Source organism: Pseudarthrobacter oxydans (assembly GCF_030812335.1).
Lineage (GTDB): Bacteria > Actinomycetota > Actinomycetes > Actinomycetales > Micrococcaceae > Arthrobacter > Arthrobacter oxydans_B.
This window is the reverse complement of sequence record NZ_JAUSSN010000018.1, coordinates 1-13,858: the sequence shown is the minus strand read 5'-3', so window position 1 is coordinate 13,858 and position 13,858 is coordinate 1. Positions and strand designations below refer to the sequence as shown.

The 13,858-nt window shown below is 63.1% G+C and carries 9 protein-coding genes and 2 pseudogenes; 8 read left to right on the top strand and 3 right to left on the bottom strand.

Annotation, left to right across the window (positions count from 1 at the left end; genetic code table 11):
* Nucleotides 1-9: 9 nt before the first annotated feature.
* From J2W14_RS20530 to J2W14_RS20520, 3 genes and pseudogenes are all read right to left on the bottom strand, one after another.
* Nucleotides 10-477, bottom strand: a pseudogene (locus J2W14_RS20530) (hydantoinase/oxoprolinase N-terminal domain-containing protein); the annotation flags it as partial.
* 294 nt (nt 478-771) lie between these two features.
* Entirely contained in the window at nt 772-1,080 is a 309-nt protein-coding gene (locus J2W14_RS20525; RefSeq protein WP_307465993.1) for a hypothetical protein, read from the bottom strand.
* Between the two features lie 567 nt (nt 1,081-1,647).
* Nucleotides 1,648-2,535, bottom strand: coding sequence for a class I SAM-dependent methyltransferase (locus J2W14_RS20520; protein ID WP_307465991.1), 888 nt, complete (start codon nt 2,533-2,535; stop codon nt 1,648-1,650).
* Between the two features lie 203 nt (nt 2,536-2,738).
* Between J2W14_RS20520 and J2W14_RS20515 the strand changes: the two genes are divergently transcribed.
* From J2W14_RS20515 to J2W14_RS20480, 8 genes and pseudogenes are all read left to right on the top strand, one after another.
* Complete coding sequence (locus J2W14_RS20515; RefSeq protein ID WP_307465988.1) at nt 2,739-3,809, top strand: LacI family DNA-binding transcriptional regulator; 1,071 nt, start codon at nt 2,739-2,741, stop codon at nt 3,807-3,809.
* A gap of 78 nt (nt 3,810-3,887) precedes the next feature.
* Nucleotides 3,888-5,564 carry an ABC transporter substrate-binding protein gene (locus J2W14_RS20510; protein WP_307465986.1) on the top strand — a complete coding sequence of 559 codons (1,677 nt, stop codon included), beginning with the start codon at nt 3,888-3,890 and terminating at the stop codon, nt 5,562-5,564.
* A gap of 95 nt (nt 5,565-5,659) precedes the next feature.
* The gene (locus J2W14_RS20505) at nt 5,660-6,637 is read left to right on the top strand and encodes an ABC transporter permease (RefSeq protein WP_307465984.1); all 978 of its coding nucleotides are present in this window, start codon (nt 5,660-5,662) and stop codon (nt 6,635-6,637) included.
* A gap of 10 nt (nt 6,638-6,647) precedes the next feature.
* A complete protein-coding gene (locus tag J2W14_RS20500) occupies nt 6,648-7,574 on the top strand; it encodes an ABC transporter permease (protein WP_307465982.1) in 927 nt (308 codons plus the stop codon).
* Complete coding sequence (locus J2W14_RS20495; protein WP_307465980.1) at nt 7,571-8,533, top strand: ABC transporter ATP-binding protein; 963 nt, start codon at nt 7,571-7,573, stop codon at nt 8,531-8,533. The genes J2W14_RS20500 and J2W14_RS20495 overlap by 4 nt, the downstream gene beginning before the upstream one ends.
* Nucleotides 8,530-9,627, top strand: coding sequence for an ATP-binding cassette domain-containing protein (locus J2W14_RS20490; protein ID WP_307465979.1), 1,098 nt, complete (start codon nt 8,530-8,532; stop codon nt 9,625-9,627). The genes J2W14_RS20495 and J2W14_RS20490 overlap by 4 nt, the downstream gene beginning before the upstream one ends.
* A complete protein-coding gene (locus tag J2W14_RS20485) occupies nt 9,624-11,180 on the top strand; it encodes a glycoside hydrolase family 32 protein (protein WP_307465977.1) in 1,557 nt (518 codons plus the stop codon). Before J2W14_RS20490 ends, J2W14_RS20485 begins: the two co-directional genes overlap by 4 nt.
* Before the next feature lie 1,019 nt (nt 11,181-12,199).
* A pseudogene (locus J2W14_RS20480) lies at nt 12,200-12,388 on the top strand (IS3 family transposase); the annotation flags it as partial.
* Nucleotides 12,389-13,858 lie beyond the last annotated feature (1,470 nt).

Sequence of the window (13,858 nt, the reverse complement as noted above, 5' to 3'; positions counted from 1 at the left end):
GGCATCGGCTATGCGCGTTTCATGGTCCTTTGACGCTGTCGAACCGACGGCAGTGATCGCCACGTTCCGCACGTCGCCGGCAAGGATGCCGGGTAGATCGGCCAGGAACGCCTCCAAATCCAACCGGGCCAGAGGCCGACCCCGCAGGTCGTGACCCCCACGGACATGCACGGTCCGGGTCACTGCCGGCTGAACAAGGGCTGGCAGCACGGTCATGTGAAATTCGTCCGCGGGGGGACGGGGCGAAATACGGATGGCGACGACGTCGGCCAGTTTCCGCTCCACCAAGACCCGTCCGACGTCGGCAGTGATCTCCGTGATGCCTGGCCCGAACTCCCGACGGAGCCCGGACAGGGATGAGTCCAATGCTTCCGACAAGCTGCCCGCGTGCACCTCCCGAGCGGCGGAAACTACTGTCCGCCTGTCCAGTACAACGGTCCGGCAGCTGGTTCCCTGTAGCCGCAGTCCCACTCTCATTGTTCGGTTCCTGCCTGGCGTCTACCAACGATGAGTATCTGCCGAGTGGTGAATATCTTCCATGTGTATAGAGTGCACCACTAGTCGTCCTCTCGTGCTCCCCCAGTCGCTGAGAGAGCGTCTTTGCGTGCTCCTCTGCCTATCGAGACGTTGACGAAGATACCCAGCGGCCCACTGGCTAAGTCCCACAGCACGGGCACGAATACCCGGTGTGCTGTGGGACCCTCAAAGGGCGGACCGACGCCCTGGATGTAACCAACCTGCTGGCTGGGTACAGCTAGCGCGCCTGTTGTACTAGGACTCCTTGCGGCGCCCGCCAAAGATCATCGAGGCCAGCGCCATGACCCCGGTGACGGTGAATACTGCCGGCCACGCGCCGATCTTCTTCGCCAGGGGGTGGGACGCGCCGAAGGCCGTAATATACGTGCCCGTGAGGGCGGCAGCCCGGGCCGCGCCGGCGTCGTTTTTCCAAACCGCGAAGGCGGCCACGCCGCAGGCTGCCAAAATGGCGCCGCCTGCCTGCCTGTTGCCTGTATCGCGGGCGACCTTGTAGCCGAGCAGGAGACCGGTCTTGGCCAAGCCGGTCGAAATGATGCGAGACATTCGATTTCTCCTTCGGCGGAACGGATAAGCCTTAGCCCAAGCATAGGTCCGGCGCTGGGAAACGAAGTCGAGCCGACCGCTGCTGCCAGCTGACGGCAGGCGGCTCGATGAGGGGCTCCGGGGCCGCCGGTGGGAGCCGGGACCCATGATCAGGCGGTGTAGACGCCGCCCCGCCGCGGGACTCGCGGCACATAGGAAAGCCCCTCAGCGGAGGGGCTTTCGCGGATGAAACAGTGGGGTGGTGGTGGTGGTGGTGGTGGTGGTCAGCGGTGATGTGCACCCCCCTGCCCGGACGTCGTGTCTGTCTGCCTGCATTCGATACCGCAAGTCTGTAATAGCTGATCCGCGGATCGTCCAACCGCAGCGCAGCGCATCTTGCCGCACCCGGGTGAGCGCCTGTAGGAGGACACCGTGGATCGCCGGAATTGATGGCCCGCTGGGGTCTGGTTCCGTCCTGGGCCAGGGACATCAAATCGGCGCAAGGCTGATCAACGCCCGCAGCGAGTCGATCCTAAACAAACCGTCGTTCCGCAGGGTGATTAGGGCGGACTTTGGTGGTGCTGGCGATCAGGCTGGCTCCTGCTGCGTTGATTTGCCGGGTTCGCGTGGCGCCCCGTTCTCCCTCGCCTTCGCCAGCGTGAATATCCCATAGTGCATCGCACCGGTGCGGTAGGCCAGGATCAGGCGGGGGAAGCTCAGAACGAAGATGCGATTGCGTGCGCCAAGGGCGAGGCGACGGGTCTCGCGATCGACGAGCAAGGCCTTCACAAGTCGGCGGGCGCAGATCGGCCATGTGGGCGCGACGCGGCGGCTGACATCCTCATAGCCAGTGATCGCAAAGCCCGCCGCCATTGCCATCGCCTCATACTCCTCGCGCGTGCCCATCGAGGGCAGGCGCCCTTCGCGGCAGATCGGCTCGAGCAGGTGGCGAACCTTCCAACGGCTAGCATCAGTCTCGGCGAGCCACGCGCAGACGACGAAGCGGCCGCCGGGCGACAGCACGCGATGCGCCTCGGCGAAGAACCTGGGCTTGTCGACCATGTGCTCGCTCGACTCGATCGCCCATGCGGCATTGGCCGAGGCATCGGTCAGACCGTTGACGAGCCAGTCGCGGAGATGGATGTCCACGTCGGGAACGGGATGCGCGGCGGCGTAGTGGGCCTGCTCAGCGGAAAGCGTGAAGCCGGTAACGCGGACCCCGCGTGCCACACCGAGCTGCCTTGCGGTGGAGCCATAGCCGCAGCCGATGTCGACGCACGCCTCACCGGGCATCAGGCGCAGACGGTCGCCGACCGTGTTGACTAGCGCCTCGACGGCCTCGGCGGGTGTCTCGCGACCCGTCGCCCATAGCCCGTGATGGACATGCTCGCCCCACACCCGACGATAAATCGGATCGAGCTCGTCGTAGTGATCCGCGACCGACACGGCGTTCGGGGAGATATTGGGGACGATCACGCCGTCACATTACAACGCCGATCCATGCCACCGTAAGGTTTCAGCTCACGACTCCATCGCTTCCACCGTGACGGAGGGTCCGCCGTGGCCATGCCAAAAGTGACCCTTGACACAGATCCAGTAACGCGCGTAACCTCTATCACATGCGCTAGTAACGCGCGTTACCTACCTGGCAGCATTACCGACCCCCACCGGAGCATTCAATGGCGAAGACCACCACCTCGAACCATGCCGGGGCTGCGCGGCAGCGGGGTGTCACCATGAATGATGTTGCCAAGCACGCCGGCGTTTCCCGGACCGCGGTCTCGTTCGTGCTGAGCAACCGCGAAAATGCCAGCATCTCCGAGGAGACCCGCGCCCGGATCAACGAAGCTGTTCAGGTCTTGGGCTACCGCCCGAATGCCGGGGCACGTGCGCTGGCATCCCAGCGCAGTGATTGGTACGGGATTGTCACCGAGATCGTGACGGCACCGTTCGCCGTCGACATCATCAAAGGTGCACAGGACCAGGCCTGGCTTGACCGTCGGTTCCTGCTCATCGCGCCCTCCGACCAGGCCGATGCCGTAGGACCCAACCAGGGCATGGAAGATGCCGCAATTGAAAAGCTGCTAGAACAACGCGTGGAAGGCCTTCTCTATGCAGCCACTTACCACCGGGGCGTTCACGTTCCCGAAAGCGCCAACGAGGTACCCACCGTCCTGATCAACTGCTTCGATGCAGACGGAAGGCTGCCCTCGATTGTCCCCGACGAGCGAGCGGGCGGCCGCGTCGCCGTCGAACGTTTGCTCCAAGCCGGCCACCGGCGGATCGGAGTGATCAACCTGGACCCGGATATTCCGGCAGCAGTCGGACGTTTGGCAGGTGCCCGCGAAGCACTTGTCGACGCCGGCCTCGAGCTGGACCCGCAGCTCGTGGTTCCCGGACATGCGACGGCTGACGGCGGGTACGAGGCCGCCTGTGAAATCCTGGACCGCTACACGGAAAAGGACAGGCCAACGGCGCTGTTCTGCCTCAATGACCGCATGGCGATGGGCGCTTACGACGCCATCAAAGAACGGGGCCTGGCCATCCCCGGAGACATCGCCGTGATCGGATTCGACAACCAGGAACTGATTGCGGCCTACCTTAGGCCCAAGCTGACCACGGTTGCGTTGCCGTTTGAAAAAATGGGCGCCCTGGGAGTCCAGACGCTCGCAGCTCTTACAGCAGGACAGCCGATAATTGCCGACCAGCAATTAGTCGGCTGTCCGCTGCTAGAACGCTCTTCGGTCTGACCGCGAAATCAATAGCGAAGAGCAACCCCTCCCCCACCCCTTCACCTTGCTGATGAAGATAGGAAAGAGATATCCATCATGACACAACCCCGATTCCTGAGGGCTGCCCGCACAACGGCGGCCGGGCTGGCGGTGGGCGCACTGCTGCTGACCGGCTGCGCGGCCACCGTGAACAAGCCTGCCGGCACCGACGTCGCAGCGAACGCCAGCGCCTTTCTCACCATTCCGCGTGAGGACATGGGCACGTTTGTGCAGAACTTCAACCCGTTCGCACCCACCGTCAACCCGATGGTCCAGCAGTCCATCTACGAGTCGCTGCTGATCTTCAACCCGGCCAAGGGTGACACCGTGCCGTGGCTGGCCACTGAATGGGAGGCCGCCGACGACGGCAAGTCCATCACCTTCACCCTGCGCGATGGCGTTAAGTGGTCCGACGGCCAACCGTTCGTGGCCGAGGACGTCGCTTACACATTCGAGCTCCAGAAGAAGATCAAGGGTGGTTACGACTATCTGGACACCGTTGCCGCGGAAGGCACCAACAAAGTTACCTTCAACTTCAACAAGCCCTGGTCCCCGGCCCTCCACGACGTCGGACAACTCACCATCTTGCCCAAGCACATCTGGTCCGCCCTCGCCGATCCGGAGAAGGACGCCAATGCCAAGCCCGTCGGCACAGGCCCTTACACCGAGGTTGACAGTTTCCAGGCCCAGTCGTTTGTGCTGAAGAGGAACCCCAACTACTGGCAACCGGAAAAGCAGAAGATCGCCGGTATCAAGATGCTCGCCTTTGCAGGAAACGACGGCGCCAACCTCGCCGCCGCGAACGGCGACGTGGACTGGGCTCCGCAGTACATCCCGAACATCGAAAAGACGTTCGTTTCCAAGGACAAGGAACACCGCCACTACTGGTTCCCGGCCACGGGCGCCATGATCAACTGGCAGCTCAACACCACCAAGGCCCCCTTCAACGATGTTGATGTCCGCAAGGCCCTGAGCATGGCCGTTGACCGGGGGCAGGTCACCAAGATCGGCATGAGCGGCTACGCCGAGCCTGCGGACTGCACCGGACTCTCCGGTAACTACGAGACCTGGAAGAACAACGAGGTCAAGGAAAACTGCACCTGGACCAAGCTGGATGTCCAGAAGGCCAGTGAGCTGCTGGACAAGGCGGGCTACCCGAAAGGTGCTGACGGCAAACGCACGCTCAAGGATGGCAAGCCTTTCGAATTCAAGATCTCCGTGGGCGCGTCTTCTTCTGACTGGCTGTCCGTGGCCAACGTGATCGCGCAGAACCTGGCAGAAGTCGGCGTCACAGCAAAGGTGGAGTCCCCGGACTGGGCTGCCGTGGTTGCCGGCTACGAGACGGGCGACTTCGACTCCGGCATCGTCTGGAGCGCCAACGACCCCAGCCCGCACAAGTACTTCAATACCTCCATGGGCACGGCCACCGTCAAGCCCGTAGGCACCAAGACGTTCGACAACTACCACCGCTTCGGCGACACCAAAGCCGACGCACTGCTGGCGGAATTCGCTGCAGAGGCCGAGGAGTCCAAGCAGAAGGACATCGCCAACAAGCTGCAGGAACAATACGACGACGTCGCACCGCTGGTGCCTCTGTTCTCCGGCCCGGAATGGGGCGCCTTCAACGACACCCGCTTCACCGGCTGGCCCACCGAGGGCAACCCTTATGCCACCCTTTCGGTCCGTGCACCTACGACGGTGCTGGTGCTGACCACGCTGGAACCGCGCAAGTAGCGTAGCGGGTCACCCACACTGCACGCCCGGCGGGCAACCAACCCCGCCGGGCGTGTCCCCAAACTTTTCTGCAATTCCCGAAATGGAGGGAAACCGTGCGCTTCATCCTGCGCCGCCTGGGTTTCTACCTGATCGCCTTCTGGGCATCCATCACCCTAAATTTCCTGCTCCCGCGCTTCATGCCCGGGGACCCCGTCTCCCGCATGTTCGCCCGCTCCCAGGACAGAATGCAGCCTGAACAGATCGAGGCCCTGCGCAAGCTGCTCGGCGTTGACGACCGGCCTCTCTGGGAGCAATACATCGGCTATCTCCACAACATCTTCACCGGGCAAATGGGCGTCTCCATCTCACGTTTCCCCACTCCGGTCACCGAGGTCATTGCGTCCCAGATCGGCTGGACCCTCCTGCTCGGTGGAACCGCACTGGTGATTGCCGCCGTCGCGGGTAACCTGCTGGGCATCCTGGCCGCCTGGCGGCGCGGCGGCGCGATCGACTCCGCGCTTCCGCCGCTGCTCGTATTCATCGGCTCGTTCCCGTACTTCTGGCTCGCGATGGGCGCGCTGTACCTGTTCGGCGTGGTGCTGGGCTGGTTCCCCATCCGCCACGCGTTCACGGCCGGTTTGGAGCCCGCCTTCACGTGGGAGTTCATCGGCGACGTCGGGGCGCACCTCGTCCTGCCGGCGTTGACGATCGTGCTGGTATCCATTGGCGGTTGGATGTTGAGCATGCGGAACACCATGATCGCCACGAACTCGGAGGATTACATCACCATGGCCGAGGCCAAGGGTCTCCGGCCGGGCCGCATCATGCTCCGCTACGCCGCCCGGAACGCCATGCTCCCGTCGGTCACGAGCTTCGGCATGGGGCTGGGCTTCGTGGTGGGCGGGGCTCTCCTCACTGAGGTGGTGTTCGCGTATCCCGGCGTCGGCTACCAACTCCTCAACGCCGTCCAAGGCCTCGACTACCCGCTCATGCAAGGCCTGTTCCTGACCATCACCGCCGCCGTGCTGCTGGCGAACTTTCTGGTGGACATCCTCTACGTCCGCCTCGACCCGCGCGTGCGCAGCAACTGAGGGACCCATCATGACAACCGCAATTCTGAAGCAGCCTACTCAGCCCATAGCTGCCCGCAAGCCCAACCGCAGTTTCGTCCACGGACTTATCACCAACAAGAAAGCCCTGGTGGGCATGATCGTGATGCTCGTGTTCATCGCGCTTGCGTTGCTGGCCCCCGTGCTGTTCCCCGGAGACCCGTCGCGGATCACCGCGATGGCCTCGCTGGAACCGTCTCCCGAGCACTGGCTCGGCACCACGGCCAAAGGTCAGGACGTGCTTGCCCTGACTGTCCACGGCTCCCGCAGTTCCCTGTTCGTCGGGTTGACTGTGGGCTTCGCATCTACGTTCATCGGCATTTTGGTGGGCCTGGCCTCGGCGTACTTTGGCAAGTTCATTGACGAAGCACTGTCCCTGGTGACCAACGTCTTCCTGCTCCTTCCCGGGCTGCCGCTCCTTGTCATCCTGGCCGCGTTCCTGCCGCCGGGTTTGGGAACCGTGATCCTGGTCCTCGTGGTCACAGGCTGGGCTGGGTCGGCACGTGTATTGCGCTCTCAGGCGCTGTCCATCCGCTCAAAGGACTTTGTGGCCGCGGCGGTGGTGTCCGGCGAACGGGCGGGCCGGATCATGTTCCGCGAGATCCTGCCGAACATGGCCTCGATCGTCATGGGTACCCTGCTGGCCTGCGTGATCTACGGCATCGGCGCCCAGGCAGGCCTGGAGTTCCTTGGACTGGGTGACGTCAGCACCGTCTCCTGGGGCAACAACCTCTTCTGGGCCGGCAACGAGGGCGCACTGCTCACCGGCAGTTGGTGGGTCTTCGTCCCGTCGGGCGTGTGCATCGCCCTGGTGGCCTTTGCCCTGGCCCTCATCAACTACGCCGTGGACGAGGTCACCAATCCCCGCCTGCGGAAGATCAAGACCCCCAAAACCATCGAAAGGAGCGCCGCCAAGTGACAGTCTCCCAAGTTTCCTTCGGCTCCCACGAGCCCGTCCTGGACGTCCAGAACCTCACCGTCAAGTATGTCGGCGACACCCGCTCCACCACCGCCGTCGACCGTGTTTCCTTCAGCATCGGCACCGGCGAGGTGTTCGGACTGGCGGGCGAGTCCGGCTGTGGGAAGTCCACCATCGCCAACTCGATCATGCGGCTCCTGAAGGATCCCGCGAAGATCGCCGGCGGCAGCATTTCCTTTGGCGGCAAGGACGTCCTGGCCATGAGCCCGGAGGAGCTGCGGCGCTTCCGGTGGCAGGACGTGGCCATGGTGTTCCAGTCAGCCATGAACTCGCTCAACCCGGTGTTGACCATCGGCGAGCAGATCGTGGACGTCTTCACTACCCACGCGGGTTACTCCCGCAAGGAATCCCTGCGGCGCGCTGGTGAACTGCTGGAGCTCGTGAGGATTGACCCCTCGCGCCTGAAGTCCTACCCACACCAGCTCTCGGGCGGCATGCGGCAGCGGGCCGTGATCGCCATGGCCGTGGCGCTCAAGCCGTCCCTGTTGATCCTCGATGAGCCCACCACCGCGCTGGACGTGGTGGTGCAGCAGGAAATCATGGCCCAAATCAAGGAACTCCAACGCGAACTCGGGTTCTCTGTCCTGTTCATCACCCACGACATGTCCCTCATGGTGGAGCTCTCGCACCGCATGGCCGTGATGTACGGTGGCCGAATCGTGGAAACCGCCAAGGCACAGGACGTCTACGCCAACCCCCGCCACCCCTACACGCAGGCACTGATGGGGGCGTTCCCGCCGCTCAGCGGCCCGCGCGTTCCGCTGACCGGACTTCCCGACGGCGTGAAGTTCCGGAACATCCCGGACCTCACCGAGGCGGCACCCGGCCACCACGTTGCACCAGTTGGTGCCGACGCTTCAGCGGCTGACACCGCAATCCTGGCAGGAGCCGCACGATGAGCCACGCTGTACAGTCATCCCAGCGCCTCTCCACTGACACCGAAGCTCCAGCCCTCGAGGTCCGAGGACTAGGAAAGTCTTTCCCTATAGGTGGTTTGTTCTCCCGGGACTCTGTCCGGGCCCTGCAGGGCGTGGACCTGACCATTGGCCGCGGCGAAATCGTGGCCCTCGTGGGAGAGTCTGGGTCGGGTAAAAGCACCCTGGCCCGCTGCGTTGCCCGGCTGGAAAAGCCGAGCTCCGGCGAGATCCTGATCGACGGCGTCGACGTCCTCAAGCGCGACCGCTTCCAAGCATCGCGAGCCTTCCGCTCCCATCTGCAGATGGTCTTCCAAGATCCCTTCGGCTCGCTGAATCCTGCCCATAGAGTGGAGCACTTCCTGCGGAGGTCGCTAGCGATCCACCGGAAGGGAGGCAGCTCCGAGACAGAGACGCAACAGCGACTTGAGGAGCTCATGACCACCGTGGGCCTGCAGGCCGACATGCTGAACTCCTACCCGCACGAGCTCTCCGGCGGGCAGCGCCAGCGAATCGCGATTGCCCGGGCCCTGGCCGTGGAACCACGGGTCATCCTCGCCGACGAACCGACCTCCATGCTGGATGTTTCGGTCCGAATCGGCGTGCTGAACCTGATGCGAAAGCTCCGCGATGAGCAGGGAATCTCCATGCTCTACATCACACACGACCTCGCCTCGGCCCGATACCTGGCGGACCGGACGGCGGTCATGTTCGCGGGAGAGCTCGTTGAAGAGGGCGAGTCCTTGGATCTCCTGGCCAACCCGGCCCACCCGTACACGCAGCTGCTGGTCTCGGCCGTCCCGGACCCCGCACGGGCAGGCTCGTACGATCCCGTCCGTCGGGCCGAACTGCGGCAGGCGGTCATGGCTTCGATGAAGTGCGCATTCGAGGGCGACCCGAGCCAGGCTTGTTCGGCCGAAGAACCCGTGCGCCATCTGGTTGGAGACCCCGAAAACCGGCATTGGGTGCGCTGCCACCTCTACCAGCCGTGGGCTGGCGCCGCCGGCCATGCCCTGGCGGGAGAACCAACCCAACCCAACCGCCCGGCGTCGAACGCTCAAGAAGAGGCTTCCGCATGACTGAACTGACCCACCCGCTCGCAACCGTTCCACAGGACGAGTTGGTTGCCCGGGCCGAAGCCGACCCCCTCCGGCCACGCTTCCATTTCGTGTCACCGGCCGGTTGGCTCAACGATCCCAACGGCGTCAGCCAATGGGACGGCACTTACCACCTCTTCTACCAGTACAACCCGGAGGGTGCGTTCCACCACCGCATCCAGTGGGGTCACGCCACCAGCACGGACCTCGTCACATGGACGGACCAGCCCATTGCATTGGAACCGTCCGCAGGACCGGACGCCGAGGGCTGCTGGTCGGGGGTCTTGGTGAACGACCGCGGCACGCCCACCTTGGTGTACTCGGGGAGGTTCGAGGGCAAAGAGCTGCCCTGCGTCGCCGTAGGATCCCCGGACCTCCTGAACTGGACCAAGGACCCCGGAAATCCCGTAATCGCAGCACCGCCAGATGGTGTAGACACCACTGCGTACCGCGATCACTGCGTCTGGCGTGAAGGAACCAAATGGCGGCAGTTGGTGGGTTCAGGCATTCGCCAGCGCGGCGGTACGGCGTTCTTGTACGAATCGCCGGATCTACGGTCGTGGGAATACATCGGGCCGTTGTTCATCGGCGATGCCTCGCATGGCGATCCAGCGGACACCGATTGGACGGGGACCATGTGGGAATGCGTGGACCTATTCCGGGCGGGACAGGGTTCGCTGGGATCTGCACCTTCTGACGGCTCGCCGGATGTGCTGGTCTTCTCCGCCTGGAACGACGGCGACACCCGCCACCCGCTGTACTGGACCGGCCGGTACGCCGGGGACAGGTTCGAGCCCGCAGCCCTGCACCGGCTCGACCACGGCGGCCGCTTCTTCTACGCACCGCAATCGTTCCAGGATGAGTCCGGCCGGCGTGTCATGTTCGGCTGGATGCAGGAAGGCCGAAGTGATGCCGCGATGGTGGAGGCCGGCTGGTCAGGGGTCATGAGCCTGCCGCGAATCGTCACGGCGGCGGACGACGGGACCCTCCGATTCGCACCCGTACCAGAAATCAAAAAGCTGCGCCGTGACCACGCCGGCCTGCCCGGACAGGTGCTGACCGGCGCCCTGGTGCCCCTGGAAATCGGCCTGTCCGGCAAGCAACTCGACCTCGAACTGGACCTCCAACTGGCACCGGGCGCACTGCTGCGACTCGGTGTCCTGGGCTCCACTGGCGGGGGCACCTCCGGCAGCCCCGCCGAGGAAACGGTCATCGAGCTGTACAGGGCGGGCGACGGCGGCAATAATGGCACGCTCCGCTTGGACCGCACTCGAAGCAGCCTTGATACAACCGTTGATGCGGAAGACAAGTCAGGACCCGTCCCCATGCCCGAAGGACGGGTGCACCTGCGTGTCATCCTGGACCGATCCGCCGTCGAAATTTTTGCCAACGGGATAGCGCTCACCGCCCGCGTATACCCCACCCTGGGCGGGGAACAGGTCAGTCTTGCCGCCGAGGGCACGGCACAGGTACTCTCCTTCGACGCATGGACCATGGCCGAAATCTCTGACGGTACCCGGAGCCTCTTTCCCTGAACCGGGGGCAGTACGCCATCTCCCACTCTTACAGCAGCATCGAAGCTGCCCAGAAAGAAGGAGGACCTCATGCAAGATTCACCCGCGGTCTCTCGTCGATCACTCCTTACCGGAAGCGGGGCGGTTGCGGATCGCTCGCACTTTCAGCGGCGTTCGCCGAATCCGCCGCAGCCGCTCCGGCCAGGACACCAGATCCAGCATCAAGCAGCTCAATTTCAAAAGGATCACGTCGCGTTCACTGACCACGGCGCCGCGATCCCGAAGTTCAGCGACGACAACGGCGACTGCTAAGACTGGGAATCAACGAGCCCCATGGTGTTGCACCTCCCTCGTACGTCTCATGGCGGAAAGAATAGAACCTCGCATGACCATAACCCTCTGCGCGGGAGCACGGCCTAACACATCGGGTGTCCATTACGACGGAAGATCCGTTATCGGTGACTTAATTACGGGAGTAGAAGTAGCTGCGAAAACTCCCGTCCCATGACAGATCCGGCGTTTCACAGGTCCTTGGCGTGATCTTCGGCTTTTGGTTTGGTTATTGGAGGTACCTGAAAGCGCTCCACTTCGGGATGACGACTTTACAGCCTGCTACGTGGCGGGCTCCGAAGCTGGGAAGTGCGTTGCGTCCGGACTTGCGAAAGAAAGCTTTGCCTCCGCAGGCGATGCATACGAGATGGGACCGCCGGCGATTTACTTCAAGTTGTCCAAGAGCATTGAAGTCTTCGACCTCCCACTCGCTTTTATCGGCCAGGCATAGAACGAATCTCACGCTTTCTGCTCCTTCGGTATTGGGCACCACGGGCAAACCCGTCCCAGCTGCCTTAAGGTTCTTCAGAACGCGGCTCTCCAGCTCTTGCAGATGCCTAGGGCAGTCCATCTGATCAGCGATAGCCGCGCACTTCGATAACTTGGCTTCCAGGAATCAACGAAGAGCAACTCCGGAAGCTGGCCTCCCGAGAAGGCTAAATCCCTAACCGGCTAATCGCCGACATCCGGGCACATTAGCCGGATAATCTTGGGACAACAGCATGGCCGAATCGTTCTTCTCCGCCCTGAAAAACGAACGTGTGTATCGGACCGTTTGCGCGACCAAATCACAAGCCCGGAGCGACGTCATTCGCTACATCGAGGGGTTTTACAACAACCGGCGCCGTCACTCCGCGCTCGGTTACCGGCGGCCCAACGAAGTCCACTATGGTTATTAACAGCCAGCCCTGGCAGCGTAGAAGAATCCACTAATTCCGCTGTCCGAAATCACCGCAGCAGCCCAGTACTTACCGAGTGGACCTAGTGGGAAAAGCAAGTATGGCCTACTCGTGACACCAATTCGAGCCGACCATAGTCTCAACGGCACGGGGATGGCTTAGAGAGCAGGGGCCATAAACCCGACTATGGCCCCACAACCCCTAGTACTCGCTTCCGTAAGCGGGGCAGTGTCTGAAATTCCGTAATTGTCATGAAGTGGTGATGCATTTGTCTAATCTCACCCAGCTTTCAATTTGCTTCTCCGAACTGGCGCTTCTCGTCGCCGAGAGCGTCAGTAAGATTCACTCAGTTCAAGCCCAAAGGCCGGTCCCCCAAGAGGTCATTGTTGTGACGACCATAGTGAGGTCCCGCATGCGCGTCGTCCCTCGGTGGATAACGTGACACTGGGAAAGATTGGGGGCCCCAAAGGACTTTCCGCAGCCCGTAACACCGGGGCGGGCGACACAAGTTCCGAACGGCGCCGAAGCTGCACCAGAATGGCTCGAACGGCCGGTGGGATTTCTTCACGACCACGATGTGACGGCCGTGGGCGGGCGCGTTCAACCGGCGCGGGAATATGTCCGCCCGGCCCAATTCGGTGGGGAGCTCGGCCGGATCGTGGGCTGCAGCCGCAGCGGTCTGCCCAAGGCGGCGTCCGAAGCCAGGAAAGTAATCGGCGCTAACATGTGCTTTCGGCGTGAAGTCCTCCGCCGGGTGCGGCTTTAATCAATTGCTCGGCCCCAAATACTTAAAATCTGTGGGCTGCGAGGAGCCCGAATTCCGCATTAGTTCCAAGATAGGTGCCCCGGGTCACGGCATGCAGGAGCCAGCGGCTCTGGCGCCGCGTACCCGACCACCGGGGGGCGCGACTAGAGCAGCAAGAGCAACCCCTCGGGCTGGGCCGTGCAGGATCCGATCTCGGCTTTCGCGTCCGCCAGCGACTTGCGCGGGCCGCGGCTCGCGCAGGACCTGAGCTGGTCCCGGCTACGGAAAGCCGTCACTTGCTGGACAGGCCGCGGGGCGGTGGATCGGCACCGTCAAAATTTCACAGATTGAATGTCAGAAGGATGAAACATGAGCAACCATAATGCGTATGCGGTGGGACGGTCCTGGCTTGGCCTACACCGCGGAGGTGGCCGCTCGGCTGGCCTGCGTTCACGCGCGTCGCGGAACCCGCGGCTCGCTGCACTCCCGGCAGCACTGCTGACAGCGCTGCTGCTCGCGCTGAGTGCTGTTGTGGTGCCGGTTGCAGCGTCGGCTGCTGCGGGCGATGTTGGGGTTCAGGGTCCGTCGCATTCGGGGACGGGGACGCCGACAGGTACGAAGCGGGCAATTAGTGCGTTGTGGTTCAATGACGGGGTTTGGTGGGGGAACCTGTGGGACACTGCCAGCTCGGATTTTCACATCTTCCGTTTCAATGCCGCGACGAG